This is a genomic window from Porphyromonas somerae DSM 23386 (assembly GCF_000372405.1).
GTDB classification, from domain to species: domain Bacteria; phylum Bacteroidota; class Bacteroidia; order Bacteroidales; family Porphyromonadaceae; genus Porphyromonas_A; species Porphyromonas_A somerae.
In genome coordinates, this window is record NZ_AQVC01000044.1 from 1 (window position 1) to 20,014 (window position 20,014).

General features: G+C 48.7%; 20 protein-coding genes. 9 read left to right on the plus strand and 11 right to left on the minus strand.

Going from position 1 to position 20,014, the window contains the following annotated elements; genetic code table 11:
* From A3GK_RS10705 to A3GK_RS0108425, 9 genes are all read left to right on the plus strand, one after another.
* The coding region (locus A3GK_RS10705) for a hypothetical protein (protein WP_040576082.1) at nucleotides 1–218 on the plus strand (218 nt) is incomplete at its 5' end.
* 119 nt (nucleotides 219–337) lie between these two features.
* Nucleotides 338–1,558 carry a uracil-xanthine permease family protein gene (locus A3GK_RS0108390; protein WP_018029011.1) on the plus strand — a complete coding sequence of 407 codons (1,221 nt, stop codon included), beginning with the start codon at nucleotides 338–340 and terminating at the stop codon, nucleotides 1,556–1,558.
* Between the two features lie 497 nt (nucleotides 1,559–2,055).
* Nucleotides 2,056–4,236: a polyphosphate kinase 1 gene (ppk1, locus tag A3GK_RS0108395; RefSeq protein WP_018029012.1), complete on the plus strand. Its 2,181-nt coding sequence runs from the start codon at nucleotides 2,056–2,058 to the stop codon at nucleotides 4,234–4,236.
* 22 nt (nucleotides 4,237–4,258) lie between these two features.
* Nucleotides 4,259–4,879, plus strand: coding sequence for a riboflavin synthase (locus A3GK_RS0108400; RefSeq protein WP_018029013.1), 621 nt, complete (start codon nucleotides 4,259–4,261; stop codon nucleotides 4,877–4,879).
* The gene (locus A3GK_RS0108405) at nucleotides 4,876–5,427 is read left to right on the plus strand and encodes a nitroreductase family protein (protein WP_018029014.1); all 552 of its coding nucleotides are present in this window, start codon (nucleotides 4,876–4,878) and stop codon (nucleotides 5,425–5,427) included. The genes A3GK_RS0108400 and A3GK_RS0108405 overlap by 4 nt, the downstream gene beginning before the upstream one ends.
* Before the next feature lie 13 nt (nucleotides 5,428–5,440).
* Nucleotides 5,441–6,799, plus strand: coding sequence for a histidine--tRNA ligase (gene hisS / locus A3GK_RS0108410; protein ID WP_018029015.1), 1,359 nt, complete (start codon nucleotides 5,441–5,443; stop codon nucleotides 6,797–6,799).
* A 3-nt stretch (nucleotides 6,800–6,802) separates the two neighbouring features.
* Nucleotides 6,803–7,549, plus strand: a complete 747-nt coding sequence (locus A3GK_RS0108415) for an acyl-[acyl-carrier-protein] thioesterase (protein WP_244860740.1) — start codon at nucleotides 6,803–6,805, stop codon at nucleotides 7,547–7,549.
* A gap of 1 nt (nucleotide 7,550) precedes the next feature.
* On the plus strand, nucleotides 7,551–7,787 hold the full coding sequence (locus tag A3GK_RS0108420) for a ribbon-helix-helix domain-containing protein (RefSeq protein ID WP_018029017.1): 237 nt from the start codon (nucleotides 7,551–7,553) through the stop codon (nucleotides 7,785–7,787).
* Nucleotides 7,780–8,235: a nucleoside deaminase gene (locus A3GK_RS0108425; protein ID WP_018029018.1), complete on the plus strand. Its 456-nt coding sequence runs from the start codon at nucleotides 7,780–7,782 to the stop codon at nucleotides 8,233–8,235. Before A3GK_RS0108420 ends, A3GK_RS0108425 begins: the two co-directional genes overlap by 8 nt.
* Nucleotides 8,236–8,311: 76 nt before the next feature.
* Here A3GK_RS0108425 and nqrF read toward each other — a convergent pair whose 3' ends face one another.
* The 11 genes from nqrF to A3GK_RS0108480 all read right to left on the minus strand — a co-directional run bounded on the left by nqrF (nucleotide 8,312) and on the right by A3GK_RS0108480 (nucleotide 19,013).
* Nucleotides 8,312–9,565 (minus strand): NADH:ubiquinone reductase (Na(+)-transporting) subunit F, encoded by a 1,254-nt coding sequence (nqrF, locus tag A3GK_RS0108430; protein ID WP_021902884.1) that lies wholly within the window; start codon nucleotides 9,563–9,565, stop codon nucleotides 8,312–8,314.
* A gap of 32 nt (nucleotides 9,566–9,597) precedes the next feature.
* The gene (nqrE, locus tag A3GK_RS0108435; RefSeq protein WP_018029020.1) at nucleotides 9,598–10,212 is read right to left on the minus strand and encodes an NADH:ubiquinone reductase (Na(+)-transporting) subunit E; all 615 of its coding nucleotides are present in this window, start codon (nucleotides 10,210–10,212) and stop codon (nucleotides 9,598–9,600) included.
* Nucleotides 10,213–10,257: 45 nt separating this feature from the next.
* On the minus strand, nucleotides 10,258–10,890 hold the full coding sequence (locus A3GK_RS0108440) for an NADH:ubiquinone reductase (Na(+)-transporting) subunit D (RefSeq protein ID WP_018029021.1): 633 nt from the start codon (nucleotides 10,888–10,890) through the stop codon (nucleotides 10,258–10,260).
* 9 nt (nucleotides 10,891–10,899) lie between these two features.
* Nucleotides 10,900–11,601: an NADH:ubiquinone reductase (Na(+)-transporting) subunit C gene (gene nqrC, locus A3GK_RS0108445; RefSeq protein WP_018029022.1), complete on the minus strand. Its 702-nt coding sequence runs from the start codon at nucleotides 11,599–11,601 to the stop codon at nucleotides 10,900–10,902.
* 48 nt (nucleotides 11,602–11,649) lie between these two features.
* A complete protein-coding gene (locus tag A3GK_RS0108450) occupies nucleotides 11,650–12,867 on the minus strand; it encodes an NADH:ubiquinone reductase (Na(+)-transporting) subunit B (RefSeq protein WP_018029023.1) in 1,218 nt (405 codons plus the stop codon).
* A 46-nt stretch (nucleotides 12,868–12,913) separates the two neighbouring features.
* Nucleotides 12,914–14,266 carry a Na(+)-translocating NADH-quinone reductase subunit A gene (locus tag A3GK_RS0108455; protein WP_018029024.1) on the minus strand — a complete coding sequence of 451 codons (1,353 nt, stop codon included), beginning with the start codon at nucleotides 14,264–14,266 and terminating at the stop codon, nucleotides 12,914–12,916.
* A 141-nt stretch (nucleotides 14,267–14,407) separates the two neighbouring features.
* The gene (locus A3GK_RS0108460; protein WP_018029025.1) at nucleotides 14,408–15,076 is read right to left on the minus strand and encodes a ComEA family DNA-binding protein; all 669 of its coding nucleotides are present in this window, start codon (nucleotides 15,074–15,076) and stop codon (nucleotides 14,408–14,410) included.
* A 3-nt stretch (nucleotides 15,077–15,079) separates the two neighbouring features.
* Nucleotides 15,080–15,748 carry an ABC transporter ATP-binding protein gene (locus A3GK_RS0108465; protein ID WP_018029026.1) on the minus strand — a complete coding sequence of 223 codons (669 nt, stop codon included), beginning with the start codon at nucleotides 15,746–15,748 and terminating at the stop codon, nucleotides 15,080–15,082.
* Between the two features lie 4 nt (nucleotides 15,749–15,752).
* On the minus strand, nucleotides 15,753–16,478 hold the full coding sequence (locus tag A3GK_RS0108470; RefSeq protein ID WP_018029027.1) for a tRNA threonylcarbamoyladenosine dehydratase: 726 nt from the start codon (nucleotides 16,476–16,478) through the stop codon (nucleotides 15,753–15,755).
* Between the two features lie 967 nt (nucleotides 16,479–17,445).
* Entirely contained in the window at nucleotides 17,446–18,102 is a 657-nt protein-coding gene (locus tag A3GK_RS0108475) for a hypothetical protein (protein ID WP_155799483.1), read from the minus strand.
* The gene (locus A3GK_RS0108480) at nucleotides 18,099–19,013 is read right to left on the minus strand and encodes a periplasmic substrate-binding domain-containing protein (RefSeq protein WP_018029029.1); all 915 of its coding nucleotides are present in this window, start codon (nucleotides 19,011–19,013) and stop codon (nucleotides 18,099–18,101) included. The genes A3GK_RS0108475 and A3GK_RS0108480 overlap by 4 nt, the downstream gene beginning before the upstream one ends.
* Between the last annotated feature and the right edge of the window lie 1,001 nt (nucleotides 19,014–20,014).

Genomic DNA, 20,014 nt, shown 5'->3' on the forward strand with positions numbered 1-20,014 from the left:
ACTCGGTCAAAATAAATCTTCTGGAGTTGACTCCTTTTTACAAACTTACTCATAAAAATCTATCTATGAGTCAACTTTTTCTAGGACAAGACAAGGTGCCTTATCGGACGGGTCGGACAAGTCGGACAGGTCGGATGCCCGATCAGATCGTGGGGAGGGGGGTGAAGCACTTCGGGCTTCACCCCCCTCCGCTAGTAACTCATCCGATAAGGCACTGAATACTCCTCTATAAGGGGTGTTTGGGAAAATAGGGGGGTAAAGAGTTGGTACAATGGTAGTGATTAGGTAGATTTGTAGAGTTTTAATTGGTATTAACCTTTCAAATGTCACGCGAGCTATGTCTACTTCGCCTATTGACCAACTCAGCCCCACACGCCAGGTAGTGGTGGGTGTGCAGTATCTTTTTGTTGCCTTTGGAGCCACTGTCTTGGTGCCTCTACTGGTGGGGCTTGACCCCTCCGCTGCTCTCTTTTCGGCAGGTATTGGTACGCTTATTTTTCACCTGGTAACGAAGGGGAAGGTGCCTATATTCCTCGGTAGTAGCTTTGCTTTCATCGCTCCGATTGTGAGTGCTACGGAGCTCTATGGATTGAGTGGTGCCCTTTTGGGAATTGCGGGCGTTGCCTTTGTCTACTTTGTGATGTCGGCACTGATCAAACTCTTTGGCACTAAGTTTATCAATCGTCTCTTCCCGGAGGTGGTGATTGGTCCTGTGATTATGCTGATTGGGCTTTCGCTCTCTAGCTCGGCGGTGAAGATGGCTGAGGGAAATTGGCCTTTGGCGGCGATTTCATTGGCGACGGCTATTGTGGTGACGCTTTATGGACGAGGGCTGATTAAGTTGATTCCGATCTTTTGTGGGATCATTGTGGGGTATTTGGTGGATCTTATCTTTTTTGATATCGACTTTAGTGGTATTGAGGCGGCAGGGTGGTTTTCGCTTCCACAGCTCACCTTTCCCGAAAAGTTTAGTTGGGCACCGATTATCTATATGATCCCAGTGGCGATTGCTCCTGTGATTGAGCACATTGGGGATGTCTATGTGGTGAATAGCGTGACGGGTAAAAACTTCGTGAAGGATCCTGGGCTACACCGTACGATGCTGGGCGATGGCTTGGCCTGCTTGGTGGCTTCATTTCTTGGTGGCCCTCCTGTGACCACCTATTCGGAGGTGACGGGTGCGATGTCGCTGACGAAGGTGACGGCTCCTCGTGTGCTGAGGATTTCGGCTGTTACGGCGATTGTCTTCTCTATGATTGGCAAGGTGAGTGCCTTCCTCAAGAGTATTGATACGGCGATTTTGGGCGGGATTATGCTACTACTCTTTGGCACTATCGCTGGTGCGGGGATCAATAACCTCCTCAATAGCCGTGTAAACCTCTCTAGTTCTCGGAATATTGTGATCATCTCTGTGACCCTCACAACTGGTATTGGCGGGGCGGTGCTGAGTATGGGCCGCTTTACACTCGGTGGTATCGGCCTTTCAGCGATCATCGCGGTGCTCCTCAACCTGATCCTCCCTGAGACCGAAGCCGACCGTCGGCCTAAGGAGCAGTAACTCGTAAGCCTTTTCCCGCTTTGCGAGCAGGGGGCACGGATTAGATATTTTTAAATAGGGAACTTATCGTTAGGAAGGACCTCTGAGAGAAGGTGCTAAAAAAGCACCCGATAGGGTGCCACTCAGCTAGCCCCCGGTCGAGGCTCAGAGAGCCGAAGACCGGCGGGTGTTGAGGGGTCAAAAACCTACGACCCTTGTGGCCGCACAAGCCTATCCAAGTACGACCGCAAGGGTCGATGACGTATACCGTGCCTTTTTCCCCGCCGGTCGTTCGGGGGCGTTTGCCCCCTCCGACACGGGGGCTATCTGAATGGCACCCTGGCGGGTGCTCTTATGTCTTTATATACCCATTATAGACAATTCGTTCAACCAAATCTAATACCTATTGTTAAGCTTTCTAATGCATAAACCGTGGTTTGCGGGAGCTTCGTTCAGATTATAGCTAAAGTTTTAGTAAATTTGTGGAGGTAGTTATTTATTAAATGGTTTGATGACTTATGGAGGGTAAGAAGAGGAGATATTTTGATAGGGACATCAGTTGGCTCGCTTTCAATAAGCGGGTGCTACAGGAGTCGTTGGATAAGAGTGTGCCGATATACGAGCGGATTAGCTTCCTCTCGATATTTTCATCGAACCTTGAGGAGTTTTATCAGGTGCGTGTGGCGAGTAACCGCATGGCACTGGAGCGGGCTATCCAAAAGGGGGATAAAGACGAGGTACGCCTAAAGCGTGAGAGCTTTAAGGCGCTTACCGATGAGGTGAAGTCGCAGGAGGAGCTATTTCGGCAAGCGTGGGAGGAGGTGATGGTGCCAGACCTCTTTGAGGCGGGGGTGAAGGTCTTTACCCATGCGGAGGAGTTTACTGGTAAGATACGTGCTTTTGTAGAGCACTATTTTGAGGAGGAGGTCTTTCCGTACCTTCAGCCGGTGCTGGTGAGTCCCAACCTTATGGATGTCTTTGTGCGGGATAAGCGAATCTACCTTGCAGTCTATGTGCGACGCCATTCGGATAGCAAGAAGCGGGTCTTTATGATTAAGCTACCCTTTACCAAGGCTCCTCGCTTCTTGCGACTACCCGACTTTGAGGGTCGTTACTCCTTTACCTTTTTGGACGAAGTGGTGCGTGCTGGTTTGGATAAGATCTTTGTGGGCTACGACGTGCTTGGTTCTTATAGCTTTAAGGTCTCCCGTGATGCCGATATAGAGCTCGATGAAGGGGCGGGCGGTATTGACTTGGCGGAGCATATAGAGGAGCAGATATCTAAGCGTAAGACTGGTGCGGTGACGCGCCTGCAATTTGATGATATGATGCCGGCGGTGGTGCTGGAGCAATTGGTTCAATCATTGAAGCTAGGACCGGAGGTGCTGCTACCAAGTCGTCGTCATTTGCAGTTACAAGACCTTCGGAAGCTACCCAATCCGATAGGACCTGAGTATGAGCAGCAGTACCATACCCCTATCCCTCACTACAGATGGGATCAGTGCCCAAATAAGTTGGATCACCTCCTTAGGCAAGACGAAGCGATCTTTGTGCCCTATACTAGTTTTGATTACCTTCTGAGCACACTACAGGCGGCTTCTACTGATCCTCGAGTGAAGGGGATCAAGCTGACGCAGTATCGTGTGGCGGAGGATTCGGAGGTGATTGATGCACTGATAAAGGCGGCTACGCAAGGCAAGGAGGTGACGGTCTTTGTGGAACTGAAGGCGAGATTTGATGAGGAGAATAATCTGCAAACCGCTCAGCGGATGATCCGCCATGGCGTCAAGATACTCTACTCTCTGCCGGGGCTTAAGGTGCATGCCAAGACTTGCTTTATAGAGTTTCACCCAGAGGCGGTGCCAGGGAAGTGTGGCATTGCCTGCTTTAGCACGGGCAACTTTAATGAAAAGACAGCGAAGTTCTACTCGGATGTACTGGTCTTTACCAGTCGGCAAGAATTGGCGTACGATCTTTCGCAACTCTTCCTCCTCTTGGAGCAGGGCGATACCACGCATACCTTTGAGCACCTCCTCGTGGCTAGCTATGGTATGGTGGAGCAGATCTACCAATTGATCGACTATGAGATTGCCGAGGCAAAGGCGGGGAGAAAGGCACGAATGGTGCTCAAGATGAATTCGATAGAGGAGCAAGGGGTGATTGATAAGCTCTATGAGGCGTCGGAGGCGGGAGTGGAGATTGACCTCCTAGTTCGTGGTATCTGTAGGGTGATCCCTAGCCAACCATTTAGCCAAAATATCCGGGTGATACGTCTGCTGGATATCTACCTAGAGCATGCCCGTATCTGGTACTTTTACCACGGGGGTGAGAAGCGCTACTACGTCTCTTCGGCCGATTGGATGACCCGTAACCTCTACCGAAGGATAGAGTGTGGTGCCCCAGTATTGGCTCCCGAGATTAAGGGGTTCCTAGGAAAAGTATTGGATCTCTGCCTCAGTGACAATGTGAAGGCTACCTATCTATCTTCCGAACTGGAGAATATCCCCAAGCGTGACCATCCTGAAAAGGCTATTCGGACGCAAGAGGAGATGTATCGGGTGGTGAAGGAATTTAATCATCTGCCCCCTTTCACTACTTGTCACCTACCAGAGGAGCAGGTGAAAGTGCCTAGCCTAGAGCGTACCCCTCGTACTAAACAGAGCTGGCTTGGGCAGCTGATTTTTGGACAAAAGAAGTAATCAATTGATAGAGAAATAAGATATGTTTTCAGGAATAGTAGAAAGCACAGCCACTGTAGTGAGAGTGGTGAGAGAGGAAGGAACGGAAAATGTACACTTGACCCTTACGGCCCCCTTCGTGGAGGAGCTGAAGGTGGACCAGAGTATCTCGCACAATGGTGTCTGCCTTACGGTAGTGGCCATTGACTTGGAGGAGCGTAGCTACACCGTTACGGCGATACTTGAGACGCTACAGCGCTCCAATCTAGGCGACTTGAAGCCTGGGGACTTGGTCAATCTGGAGCGAAGTATGACGGTGGGTGGTCGACTGGATGGCCATATTGTACAAGGGCATGTGGATACTACTGGAGTATGTTCCGAGATACGCGAGGCGGAGGGAAGCCACTATTTCCGCATTGAGTACAGTGTCCCCAAGGAGATGGCTCTGCGTGGCTATATGACGGTAGAGAAGGGCTCTGTCTGTGTCAATGGGGTGAGCCTCACGGTGGTGAATTCTACGCCCAATAGCTTTGAAGTGGCAATCATCCCTTATACCATCGAGCATACCAACTTCAAGACACTTGAGGTGGGTAAAAGGGTCAACCTGGAGTTTGATATCATTGGCAAATACCTTGCCCGCATCATAGAGATTCAGCAATCATGAGCCTACAGGATTTAGCTGCCACTCGGCAGAGTGATCGGAAGTACGATGAGAGTCGCCCTGTACCTAGAGAGGTGATAGAGCGTATCTTGGAGGTGGCCCGCTTGGCTCCCTCGGCTACCAACTCTCAGCCGTGGCACTTTATCGTGGTTGATGACCCTACAACTCGTGCTGAGGTGGCAGCGACGCTCACGTCCCCTTTGGTGCCAGGAATGAATAAGTTTGCAGCGACGGCACCTGTCCTCCTAGTATTGGTGGAGGAGTCGCCCAATGCCGCGGGCAAAGCGGGTTCGCTCCTCCTCAATAAGCACTTACCTGCGTATGATATAGGGATTGTGGCTAGCTACATTACCCTTGCAGCACGTGAGGAGGGACTTGGTAGCTGCATCATGGGGTGGGTCAATGAGCGTAAGCTTCGCAAAGTACTAGGGGTGTCGAGAGGCAAGAAGCTCCCTCTAGTGATCTCCCTTGGCTACTCGGTTCAGGAGCTCAGAGCCAAGAAGCGTAAACCCCTATCGGAGCTCCTTTCTTACAATAAATATTCAAAATAAATAGAGATAGACTATGGCACAAAAACCCTCAATACCTAAAGGGACGCGCGACTTCTCACCTGAGGAGATGGCGAAACGCAACTATATATTTGATACCATTAAGAGTGTCTACCGCACCTATGGATTTAGGGAGATAGAGACACCCGCAATGGAGAATCTCTCCACCCTTACTGGGAAGTATGGTGCAGAGGGGGATAAACTACTCTTCCGTATCCTCAATAGTGGGGATAGCCTTAAGGGCTTTAATCGGGAGGAACTGCTTACGATAGACCCTGCTGAGTTTGCAGCTCGTGCATGCGACCGAGGGCTACGCTACGACCTCACGGTGCCCTTTGCCCGCTATGTGGTGCAGCACCGCAATGAAATTACCTTCCCTTTCCGTCGCTTCCAGATACAGCCGGTTTGGCGTGCCGATCGACCTCAAAAGGGGAGATACAGGGAGTTCTTTCAGTGTGATGCCGATGTGATCGGTTCTGACTCCCTTCTCCATGAAGTGGAGCTCACTCGTATCATTGATACGGTCTTCCACCGTCTCAATATCTCCGTTACTATCCACCTGAATAATCGCAAGTTGCTCACAGCTATTGGTGAGACTTTAGGCATTGAGAATATCATTGACCTGACTGTAGCGATTGATAAGCTAGATAAGATTGGTTGGGAAGGGGTTCGCTCGGAGTTGCTCTCCAAGGGGATCACCGAGGCGGCGTGCGACCAGCTACACCCTATCCTCAACTTTGAGGGCTCTAATGAGGAGAAGCTACAAAAGATGAGTGGCCTCTTTGCCCAAAGTGAGGTAGGGCAGAAGGGGATAGAAGAGCTGAGCTATATCTTTGAGATGCTACAGCTCACACCGCTCTATAATAAGGTGGTTCTTGACCTTTCGCTCGCTAGAGGATTGGACTACTATACTGGTACTATCTTTGAGGTGAAGGCTAATGATGTGGAGATTGGTAGCATCACGGGAGGTGGTCGATACGATAACCTCACTGGCGTCTTCGGACTAGATGGTGTGAGTGGTGTGGGGATCTCCTTTGGTGCCGATCGTATTTTTGATGTGCTGAATCAGCTAGACCTTTATCCAAAGGAGGCTACTTCGGGTACCCGTCTGATGTTTGTCAACTTTGGGGATAAAGAGGTGCGCTATATCCTTCCTCTCCTCACTCTGATACGCAAGGAGGGGATCGCCGTAGAGCTCTATCCCGAGGAGGCGAAGCTCAAGAAGCAGATGAGCTATGCCAATGCCCTTCAGATCCCTTACGTCGCTTTCGTTGGTGAGGAGGAGGTGCAAAATAAGACCATCACTCTGAAGAATATGGAGAGTGGCGAGCAAAGTGCCCTTTCGCTAGATGCATTGATTGCTAAGGTACGATAGAAAGTGGAGACGATCTCGGATCATAAACTGAGTATGCAGCTGGAGCTGTGGCCGTTTCACCTCGACCTGAGGGGGCGGTACCCGCTGAGCCAATTGGTGAGTAGGATGATACATGTGGCGGGTGAGCATGCTACTCACTTCGGCTATGGGATTGACCACTTGATGGCACACGGAGCTAGCTGGGTACTTAGCCGTATGAGTATCCGATTTTTCCAACCTATAGGTGTAGACCCACTCACCATCACCACGGGGGTGACGGACTGGGTGGGTATCTCTACCGATCGTGTCATTACCTTGGAGCAGGGAGGTCGGCTGGTGGCAAGTGCCTTTACCAAGTGGATAGGGATTGATATTCGGAAGCGAATGCCACTGCCTATTGATACCCTACTCACGGACCGCTCTGTCCGATCTTCATTCCCCGGCCTGGAGCTTCCCGAGATTCCACGGCGCCTTATGGATCGTGAGATGACTGCGAAGCTCCGCTCTGTCTACTTCCACAAGGTACGCTATTCCGACTTGGATATCAATCGGCACGTCAATTCCTCTGTCTGGATCTCTCTCGCCATGGATGCTCTCCCCATTGCTCATATCATAGAGGAGGAGCTGACGGAGGCACACCTGAGGTTTGTAAAGGAGGCACGACTGGGTGATGAGCTTCTGGTGAAGCACTACTCGGAGGGGCAGGTAGACTATGTCCAAATAGAGCATGAGGAGGCGGTCTGTTTCCAACTAATGATAGTGAGAAAGTAGGATGGCAAAGACGAAGAAAAAGATCAAACCACCAATGGTAAAGCAGGACCCTCGCACGGAGAGGGTCACTATCCTTTTCTCAAAGGAGGAGGAGAAGATGATCAATTACTATGTGAAGAAGTACAAGTACAGTAGTCGCTCAGCTCTGATTCGGAAGATTGTGATGACCCATGTGCTGAGGGAGCTCAATGCCAATTACCCTACGCTTTTTGACCAAGATCTCTCTGATGATGACTGAGCAACCCATTGCCCCTTTTTCGGATCAATACTTTATGCAGCAGGCACTGCAGGAGGCTCGACTTGCCTATGAGGCTGAAGAGGTACCTATCGGTGCGGTGATTGTCTCTCGCGATACGGTGATAGGGCGGGGGCACAACCTTACAGAGACGCTACAGGATGTCACTGCCCATGCCGAGATGATCGCCCTTACGGCGGCTCAAAACTATCTAGGCAGCAAGGTACTGCCCGATTGTACACTCTACGTGACGGTGGAGCCGTGTGTGATGTGTGCCGGTGCTATCCGCCATAGCCGACTTATGCGAGTGGTGTGGGGAGCAGATGAGCCCAAGACGGGCAATACACGCTTTGCCGATGATATTCTTCACCCTTCTACCCTAGTTACCCGTGGTGTCCTAGCTGAGGAGTGTGCCTCTCTAATGCGTGACTTTTTCCGTCATCGCCGATAAATAGAGGCAATAAAAAACAATCGGGCGTCGCTGAACTATCAGCGACGCCCGATTGTTTTCAATATTGATTAGGGGATCAACCAAAGTCATCAAAGAAGATGCTTTCGCGTGATACGCCTAGATCGTCGAGCATCTTCAGTGCAGATGCGGCCATAGGACCAGGACCACACATGTAGTACTCAATATCTTCAGGAGCTGGATGATCCTTGAGGTAATGATCGTAGATTACTTGGTGGATAAAGCCAGTGTAGCCAGTCCAATTGTCCTCTGGCAGAGCTGCCGATAGTGCAATGTGGAAGGAGAAGTTAGGGAACTCCTTCTCTAGCTTACGGAAGTCTTCCTCATAGAAGATCTCCACCTTGGACCTAGCACCATACCAGTAAGACACCTTACGCCCTGTCTTGAGAGTGTTGAATAGGTGCAAGATCTGTGCACGGAGTGGCGCCATACCTGCACCACCACCGATATAGAGCATCTCGGCATCGGTATCTTGGATGTGGAAGTGACCATAAGGACCCGACATCATCACCTTATCTCCAGGCTTTAGGCTAAAGATATAGGTGGAGGCGATGCCAGGAGGCACCTTCATCCAACCACCATTCTTGCGGTCGAATGGAGGGGTAGCGATACGTACGTTGAGGGTGATGATGTTACCCTCTGCAGGATAGTTGGCCATAGAGTAAGCACGTACAGTCTCCTCGGTATTCTTACCGGTAAGACCCCACATATTGAACTTATCCCACTCAGCCTTAAAGGGCTCCTGAATCTCCATGTCGGAGTACTTGACGTCGTACTTCGGAATCTTAATCTGTGCGTACGAACCAGCCTTGAACTCCATGTGCTCTCCCTCAGGAAGCTTCACTACAAACTCCTTGATAAAGGAAGCCACGTTGCGGTTGGAAATCACCTCGCACTCCCACTCCTTCACACCAAAGACCTCCTCGGGTACCTTGATCTTAAGGTCTTCCTTTACCTTTACTTGGCAGGAGAGGCGGTAGTGGTCGTTGATCTCTTTACGGGTAAAGTGAGGCTTCTCTGTAGCGAGAATCTCACCGCCACCATCTACCACTTGGCAGCGACACTGCCCGCAGGTACCTTGTCCACCACAGGCACTTGAAAGGTATACCCCTTGATTTTGTAGTGTGGTGAGCAGGCTACCACCTTGTGGTACTTCTAGCTTCTTGTCATCGTTGACGGTAATGGTGACATTACCCGAGGCTACTAGCTTGGATTGTGCTAGCAGCAATAGTACCACGAGCAACAGTATGGTCACTAGGAACACCACTGTGCTGACGATTATCGTGGTTGTTGAAATTGCTAAGAATGTCATTATAATATTCGCTTATTAGATATTTCGTTTCCTTAAATGCTGAGCCCTGAGAAAGCCTGGAAGGCGATACCCATCAGTGCTGTGATGATAAAGGCCATACCAAGACCACGGAGTGGCTTTGGAGTGTCGTTGTACATCATCTTCTCACGGATAGCGGCCAGACCTACAATAGCAAGTAGCCAACCAATTCCTGAACCGAAGGCATAAACTGCTGCTTCGCCGATATTGGGGAATGCACGCTGTTGCATAAATAGCGAGCCACCAAGGATGGCACAGTTCACAGCGATAAGGGGTAAGAAGATACCGAGCGAATTGTATAGTGAGGGGCTAAACTTCTCTACCGCCATCTCGAGGATCTGCACGAAGGCAGCAATCACGGCGATAAAGATGATCAGGCTAAGGAAGCTAAGATCCACCTCGGCAAGGCTAGGATCGATCCACTGAAGTGCTCCTGGCTTGAGTACATAATTCTCGAGTAGCCAGTTGAGTGGCAAGGTGAGGGTCAGTACTACAGTCACCGCTACGCCTAGACCCAGAGAGGTCTTGACATTCTTGGAGATGGCAAGGTAGGAGCACATCCCAAGGAAGTAAGCGAAGACCATATTGTCCACAAAGATGGACTTGACAAATAGACTTAAATATTCCATATCTTAGATATTATCTATTGATGTTCGTGTATTCACTTACTAATATTAATTCTCCTCCTGAAGCTCAGGATTGATACTGCGGTGTACCCAAATGATCACTGCCACAAGAATCAGTGCCATAGGGGGTAGGATAAAGAGGCCGTTATTGACATAACCAGCATCGTAGAAGCTCTGAGGAATCACCTGATACCCTAGTAGTGTACCAGAGCCAAAGAGCTCACGGAAAAAGCCCACGATCACTAGTATTAGTCCGTAGCCAAGTCCGTTGCCAATTCCATCAAGGAATGAGGGCCAAGGCTTATTGGTCATCGCAAAGGCCTCTAGGCGACCCATCAAGATACAGTTGGTAATAATCAGTCCCACGAATACCGAGAGCTGCTTATTCAGCTCAAAGGCGTACGCCTTCAGCACCTCGCTCACGATGGTTACAAGGGTAGCCACTACCACCAGCTGTACGATCACACGAATATTATTGGGGATGGTCTTGCGGAGTAGTGAGATGATCACGTTGGCAAAGGCCACCACCACTGTTACAGAGAGTGCCATCACGATGGCTGGCTCTAGCTTACTGGTGACAGCAAGTGCCGAGCAGATACCCAGGACTTGTACCACCACAGGATTATTCTTGCTGATAGGGTCCAGCAAGGTTGCTTTATTCTTTTTATCAAATAGTGCCATAATGAGATGTTACTTTCTTAGAGTGTCTAGATAGGGTCGGTAGATCGAAAGGGAGTTGAAGAGCATATCATTGACTCCATTGGAGGTAATGGTACCTCCCGAGATGCCATCTACGCGGTCTTGTCCCTCTACCTTAGTACTTTTCTTCACTACTGCGATGCTCTTGAAGTTGCCATCTTTGTAGATTTCAAGTCCCTCAAAGTGCTGTCTAAAGTGATCGTAGTTAGCGATCTCGGCACCAAGACCTGGTGTCTCACTCGCGTGGGAGAGATTGATTCCGTAGACTGTGCTAGCATCGTCGTCGAGGGCGATGTAGCCCCAGATAGGACCCCAAAGCCCAGCTCCGTGAAGGCCAAGTATGTACTTCGTGGCTCCATCAACGTCGGCTACAAATACAGGAGCTGTGCCGTCACCGATCTCTGCGAGGTCTTTAGTGAAAGCCTTGTCCTGAACATCCGTTCCCTCACTATCAGGTACGATCTGTCCATCCTTATCTATCAAGAACGCTTCCTTGATCACGGCATGGTATGTGGCAGGTACATCCTCAGGGTACAGCTTAAGTGCTGCTAGGATCTGTGCCATAGTGTCTTTATTGACATTCTCTGTCTGCTTATCCTTCAGTGCCTGTGAGGTAAAGGCAAGCCCTACTGCTACCAAGATCACCATGATAGCAGAGTAGAGAATGACGTAGGTATTACTATTTTTATTCATTGTCTTTTATTCCGTCTCTTACTTATATAAATAGGAGTGAACTCCCTATTACCTACTCTCTACAGCTGCAGTGGCTGCTTTGGTACGCTTGAGTCGTCTCTGTACATTGGCGTCCACTACATAGTAGTCGATCAGTGGTGCAAATATATTCATCAGCAAGATAGCCAGCATCATACCCTCTGGATATCCAGGGTTGAGGGCGCGAATAGATACAGCCAAGAAGCCAATCAATAGACCATAGATCCACTTGCCTGTCTCGGTACGAGATGAGGTGACTGGGTCGGTAGCCATAAATACAGCACCAAAGGCAAAGCCACCTAGAAGTATATGGTCAATGGCGGGGAGAAGCATCACCCCATTACCGCCGATCGCATTGTAAAGAAGAGCGGTAAGGAAGCCACCACCAAATACCGAAACCATCACCTTCCAGCTAGCCACCCCAGTGATGAGGAGCAGCAAAGCACCAATCAAGATAGCAATGGTAGAGGTCTCACCGATAGAGCCAGGGATCAGTCCGATGAAATAGTCCATCGTGCCGATAGGCTCTCCAATCGCATTGGTAATCACGGGAGTGCCCTCTGCTAGACCAGCTTGTCCAAGCGGAGTAGCACCGGTATAGGCATCGATTGTAGCGGCATCGCCACCCAAGCCAAAGGCCTTGCCTGTGCGAATGAATACGCTATCACCCGACATCTGAGCAGGGTAAGCGAAGAATAGGAAGGCACGGGTCACCAGTGCTACATTGAATATATTGTAGCCAGTACCACCAAATACCTCCTTAGCAAATACTACGGCAAAAGCAGTCGCCACAGCGATCTGCCAAAGTGGAGTCTCCACAGGGACAATCATAGGTATCAGCAAGCCCGAAACGAGGAAGCCCTCGGCAATCTCCTCGTGCTTGTATTGGGCCACCGCAAATTCAATGCCTAGTCCCACTACATAGCTCACAATGATCTGTGGCAGTACAGCTAGGAAGCCGTACCAGAAGATAGGCCAGAAGCCCATCTCTTGACCTGTCACCAAGTAGTGCTGGTACCCCACATTGTACATTCCGAATAGGAGTGCGGGGATCAATGCCAGTACCACTACAATCATCGTTCTCTTAGAATCGTTGGCATCGTGGATATGTACCCCACGCTTGCTCGTCGTATTAGGAACGAAGAGGAAGGTCTCAAAGCCCTCAAAGGTCGACCACAAGCCAGATAGCTTGCCACCCTTCTCAAAATTGGGCTTGATCTTGTCTAGATATTTTCTTAAACCGTTCAAAGCAGTAAATCCTTATATCGTTATTCTTTATATTCCATTCAGTAGACTAGTTGAGCTCCTTGTAGAGTTGGTCTAGTCCCTTGCGGATAATGTATTGGAGCTCCAGTTTGGAGGTGTCCACAAACTCACAAAGTGCGAAGTCCTCTGGTGCCACTTCATAGATGCCTAGCTCCTCCATCTTGTCGATATCAAAGGCGATAACCGACTTGATGAGATACTCAGGGAAGATATCGAGTGGGAAGACCTTATCGTACTCGTTGCTCACAATGATCGCTCTTGGACCACCCTTGATACGGGCGTCGAGGTCGTGAGGTCGTGAGGTGCCGAAGAATGCACTTGGATAGCTCCTATTGACGCTAAAGCGCTTAGGGCTAATGGAGGCCCAACCAAATAGCTCATTAGTCTCATCACCCTCTGGGATAGCAGTGATCAGGCTGTGGAATGGGCTGAGGTGTCGGTAGTCACCGATCACCTGAGTGCCAGTGAGTACATTGCCATCGATTAAACGAACCTTTCCGCGCTTAGTATCCAGCTTGTTTTGGCAAAGCTGAGCCACATCGGCACCAGCGATCACCTTGGCATATCCAGCACTCTCCATGCGAGAGCCAGCAAATACCACCTTACGGCTCAAGTCTACCTTGCCAGTAGCTAGGAAGCGACCAAGTAGAGCCAGCTCAGTGATGCCAATAACCCAAACATTCTCCCCCTTACTAATAGGTCTTGTGTGATTGATCACCACACTTGCATTGCCAATAGGGTGAGGGCCTTGCATCTCGTGGATCTCGCAGTTGGTCAGAGAAAGACCACTGCCAGCCTTAGTGCTGATATGTACCCTGCCGATGGTCAAACGGCTGAGTAGATCTACCGCCTTCTGTAGATAGGGCTTATCCTCAGCGATGAGTTCTAGAGCATCGCCCTCCAATGGAGCACTCTGGTAAGCCGTTACATAGATGTCTCTTGGCGTCTTGGTAGGATCCACTACTCTATCATAAGGGCGATTGTGGAAGAGTGCCAAAAAGCCACTCTCTCCGAGTAGAGCGAGCACCTCCTCGGTGCTTTTGCTCTCAATGCCTTGAGTATCAAATTGCTTGTACTCAATGGTCGTGTCGGGCTTCACCTCAATATAGAGGATTTTGCGCTTCGCACCACGACACACTTGGGTCACCTCACCACTAACAGGGGCTGTCAGCTTGAGCATTGGCGCCTCCTTGTGATAAAGCAGTGGCGAGCCTGCTTGTACACGGTCACCTACCTGCACCTCTAGCCTAGGCACAAACCCAGGGAAGTTGTCGGGCGATACACCGTACGAATGGACTTCTCCTACACTCACCTCTACTTTGGGAGCTTCTCCCACAAGGCGGATGTCGAGTCCTTTCTTGGTCTTAATTACATTAGCCATATAGTTCTTATAAGAAACTTATTAAAGTATTATTCCTTGCAAACTTACTATTTTTTAGAGTAATGAGCACCTTTTTCCGAAACTTTGTGGCTTTACTCGTTACTATTAGAGGGGAAAGTGTAAAAAAGCATTATCCCAAGGCTACTTGAGGGGGAGGTAGGGGGCAAGGCGAAGGGAGTCGTCTGTGGAGAATTGTCCGCTCTCCATCAGGGCCTTCCATGTGGGCTCTTGGCCACTGCGGAGTATCTCCTTGAGCACCCTGGTGTGGCGCCATTGGAGGTAGGGGTGGCGAGGGATGCTATCTCGGCTAATGTCGAGTGGGGTGGGGGCGGTCTCTATCCGAAAGAAAGGGGCAATCTGATCGTATCGCTCCCGATCCATACCATAAACCTCCTGCAACTGCTCCACCACGTAGTAGCCACCTAGCAGCTCGCGATACTTGTAGATCCGTCGAGCAAATGAGGCGCCAATCCCTGGTACTCGGGTCAGAAGAAGGGTGTCGGCACTATTGAGATCTATCGTGGCTCCCTTCTCTAGCTTTTTGGGGTAGTGTGCACGTTCTGGTGGACCAGGGTATCGTGATGTACGGATAGGAGCAGAACTAGCCGTTGTCTTTGGCTCTGCTTGCAACGTGTCCGAGGGGCTCTTTGTCTCAATATATATAGTATCGTGAACCTGATAAGATTGCACCTCATTACTCTTTACACTGGCACTACTTTGTCCACTAAAATAAACGTAGACGATCAGCCCCAGTAGCAATACCAGTAGCCAAATCAGTACCTTGCGATCGCCTTTTGTGATCCCTCCCATATCCTACTCTTTGATAATGCCATCCTCTAGCTTGATGGTGCGGTGGGTGACAGCTGAGATCTGAGGGTCGTGTGAAACGATTAGGAACGTCTGACCCTCCTCCTCATTCAATTGGTGAAAGATCGCATGAAGCTCTCGCCGGTTGTCGCTATCGAGTGCCCCCGTTGGCTCATCTGCCAAGATCAGGAGTGGGTCGTTGATCAGTGCCCTTGCCACCGCCACTCGCTGCTTCTCCCCACCACTCAGTTTGGCAGGTCTGTGCTCAAGTCGATGGCTCATCCCCAGTTTGTCAAGGATCTCCCTCGCCTTCGCAAGCGATGCCTTCTTGCTTACCCCCGCAATCATACTCGGGATAGCCACATTCTCCACCGCTGTAAATTCGGGTAAAAGCTGGTGCGACTGAAAGACAAAGCCCATCTGCCGATTGCGGAAGTCCGACTGCTCATCACGACTAAGCTGGTGCACCTTCACCCCGTTGATCTCTACACTTCCACGGTCAGGCTTATCCAGAGTGCCAATGATTTGTAGCAACGTGGTTTTCCCCGCCCCACTGGCACCTACAATCGCTACAATCTCCCCCTCCTGCACCTCCATATCTATCCCTTTTAGGATCTCCAACTTCCCGAAGCTTTTGTGAAGGTCCTCCACTTTGATCAGTGTCTTTGCTCCCATTCCTTTACTTAATCAGATGGTCAATAGCTACATAAGCGGCATAACAACCTGCAACGGCCGGATTGTAGGCAATCGTCCCTGTGATCGACTTCTTATTCTGTTCCCCCTCTGTCACCACAATGGCATGCTCGTGGGGTAACTCCTCAGAGTAAACCACGGGAAACTTTAGCGATACCTCCAGTCGCCTTAGTCGCTTCCGAATCATACGTGCCAGTGGGCAGTTCTTCGCCTTGTCCATCCGTCCTATCTTTAGTTGGCGAGGATCCAGCTTCGCTCCAGTGCCCATAACACTCACAAAGGGGATCTCACGCTCCACAAGGGCTTTGATCAGATGCACCTTCGGGCTGAGTGTATCAATGGCATCAATCACAAAACTGTAAGGAGCCGCATCGAGTAGCTCAAATGTATCCTCATCGCGGACAAATTGAGCCCTCACCTCTAGGTCGATATCGGGGTTGATATCCCTAATCCGTTCGCCCCAAAGCTCCGCCTTACCCCGCCCGATAGTGCTGTGCAGTGCAATCAATTGCCGATTGATATTGCTGCTGTGGACGCTATCACTATCCACAATCGTCAGCTTACCAATCCCCGTGCGAGCCAGCATCTCGGCAGCATAGCCACCTACACCACCAAGACCTACCAAAAGCACATGGCTCCCCCGTAGCTTCTCCAGTTGTTCGCTACCGAGGAGCAACTCCGTACGGCTCTGCCACTCTCTCTCTTCATTCATACCACAAAGGTAATAAAATAAACCTTGCCACCCGACATACACCTTATATATATGTGTCGGATGAAGATCAAAGAAAACCCCGAGGGGTTTCATATATACCACAGCCTATATATAATATATGTATCGCACAAAAAAAGCACCCGTCAGGGTGCCACTCAGCTAGCCCCCAGTCAAGGCTCGTAGAGCCGAAGACTGGCGGGTAAAAGGCGGGATATATCATTCGACCCTTGTGGTCGCACTTGGATGGGCTTGTGCGACCACAAGGGTCGTGGAGGTGAGGGTGCCTCGTTTCCCGCCGGTCGTTCGGGGGCGTTTGCCCCCTCCGACGCGGGGGCTAGCTGAATGGCACCCTATCGGGTGCACTAATTGACTTGCCCGACTCGTCCGATCTGTCCGATTCGTCCGATATAGGTACCCCAGTCATAGCCCCCCGCTTCCCGATAAAGCCCCCATAAAAAAGTCAGCAGGGAGAGTCTTAGGCTCTCACTGCTGACTAGTATAAGGCGTGCGCCGAGGAAATTGTAAAAACTCCGAAATTAAGGATTTGAGGATGGCTAATGCTCTGAAATCCACCGGTACCCACAAGGAGTACACTGCCCGAAGGCAGTCGAGGCCAGTCATCACATCAGTCCAATGATCTCGGAACTGTAATATATTGATGAGTTTCGCATTTGCTCGACGCACGTTGTCTCTATATCTATCCTCCCATACCAAGTAGCCCTCTGGCCTCCCTTGCTATCACAAAGATAGCTATTATTTCCAATAATACCAAAACCTAACCCCCCCCCCCTTGGTGCCCACGGACACCAAAGGTTCAGTGGAAACAATATCTAGAGTGTTGTATGATAAAGATTTCCATCATAAAACAGCCCTATAGTTTTGAAGTAGTACAATCACAGAAGACTTCTATGCACGAAGCTTACAAGTCCTTCTGTGATTGTCAAAGATTATTTCTTGTGGAAGTAGACTAACGCGATATCAATACTATTCCTATAGTAGGCATAAACACTGTATTACTTTCTTTTATGCCAGCATGGGTATAATATGAATTGGAATCAAGTAACTTACTATCGCCACGCCATTTCCCTAGCATTATAGTATTTAGAGAACACTTCAACCCCAAAGACAAATGCTTGCTGACATTCAATGAGGCTGAAATACCCATAGATATGCCAAATCCATTGGCACCAATTTTGAGCGTAGACTCCTTTTCTAGTATCTTATGATTGTTGCGAACATAACCTATAGAGGCTGATAAGCGAGCAAGCCATTTCTTCTTAGGTATAGAATATGCGTACCCCAACCCCACATAATCTAGATTTTGCCAATCAGCACCGTCCAGTACTTTACCAATAGAAATCAGACTGCTACCTCCCCAATAATCAATACCTAGTGAATGATTGTCGTTAAGCTTATACATAAGATCAGCACCTACAACATACATAGGAGTTTGATATCTATCAACCAAACCTAAGCCAAAGGGGGAAAGATTACCCAATGGATATCCTCTCTGAATACTTACCTCTGTCTCAATGGATAAGTTGTTCTTACTCTCTGTTTGGCCAAACATAGGTAGAAAGATAAAAGAAAAAGAGAGTAGAGCTAAAAAGAATCTATTAATCATAGCATATTTGACCATAATAATCTACTATTTGTTGCAACAGACGTGAAATTCATTATCATACATTTGACCCTATCAGATGTGTTCGATTTAAGGACTATTTCATTGTAGCCCTGTGCATAATTGCTGATTTCATCAATATTGTCCATCTGAGATACTACAATGCAATAGTCAGCTAAAATTTGGGCTTCCTCTCTGCTGATAGAGGCTGATTGCGAGATAGTTTTGATAAAATCAGACTTGCTTATTAATTCATCGTCTACTATTTTTTTTGCTACATCTTGACCAAGTTGAAATTGAGATAAAATGTTCTCTTTATCCTGATGGCTAAAGTAGTAATTAATTTTTTTGAGCTCTGGTATTTTCTCGGTATCCGTAAAGATATTGAACAGAGCCTGCCTTACCTCAGAGTCGGAATAATTTAAGATGTTAGGGTTTGTATTGAATAGGTTGTAAATAGTTGCATTGTGAAGGTATCCAATATCGTTTGCTTCATCTAATTTTTCTATTTCTTCAGCAGAAAAACCAGAGCTATCAATCGAGAAAGTATACATATAAAGTGATCCGTCATGAGAAACATTTTGCAAGCCAATAATAGCACCTACTGAAGCGGATACACCAACGACAATAGAACCAACAACGCCACCACGTGTAGATCCCACTATAGCACCCACAGCGTCACTTGCAATGACTCGGCCAATCTTCCCAATCCATCCCCAAAAGCCTCTTAGTGACGAATCATATGCAATTGCAGATGGAGAAGTGATAAAGAGTGAGTTGTAATTCTGAAGGCTTTCAGACAACTCAGCTAGATTACTCATCTCAGAGTTTGGTTGAACCTCGTTCTGCTCCATTTGAGAGTTACAAGAGGCTAGCAGCATTAAGGCTGCGATCAATAAAAGAATCTTTTTCATACGTAAAAATTTTTAGTTAAAAATAATCTTGTTTCATACAAGTGGCCAAAACTATATAATTTCTTACATATAAGGTAGAGAATGTGATGATTTTAGTTTTTTTTAATTAACAATGACATTGGTCTGTATATTTTGTTCATTTTTCATCTCTACTAGCCATAATCGGTGTTATATAATTACCACAAGATATTTATCTACTCCAAGAGTTTTGGAAAGTTTCTTAACGTTAATATGGAGCACATCTCTACCGATCACAGCGCTATTTGACGTTTTAGCAATGCGATTGTAAAGAAAGACTTGTCCGATAAGAGAGATCCTCATTGGATCATCCAAGAATACCCCGAAGGGGTTGCATATACTCCAACGCCTACGGAGGTGAAAGTGCAACCCCTTCGGGGTAGTTGGCTACGGTTGTCGCTCTTCCCAACCTTCTCCTCGGCAGGTACGCTATGCATACCTGCCGAGGGGGAAGGCTGGGTTAATAGGCCATGGAAGCCCTTCGGGCTTCGTCGGCCCCCCCCCCCGATTGAGGAGAAACGATAATTCACCTCCGCGAGGTCCTTTTTTTGTAGGGTGCCTTTTGAATAGGTAAGGAAGCACCTTGAAAGGCTGTTGTTCAAAGGGTGAATTTTTACCCTAGGATGGGGGCAAAAGTTTAGTTGCAACTAACCGATTGCTTAGTTGCAACTAAGCAAATGACGAGATGCAACTAAGCAATCGCTGAGATGCAACTAAACTGACGACAAAATATGGTATTGAATATCAGTCTGTTAGAAATCGTCTTTTTTGGTGATCTGAACGTGCTATTATCAGCAGGGGTTACGCATTAGAGGTATCTACTTAAGTTATAGTATTAATTTGATTAGCTTGTACAGGTCAGATGGGTAAGGACCTCGGAGAGGTCCGATTTGTTGTAGCCCCTGTGTCGGAGGGCGTAGCCCGAACGACCAGGGGAAGCAATAATTCACGTATATATTCGACCCCTTGCGGGTCGGACAATA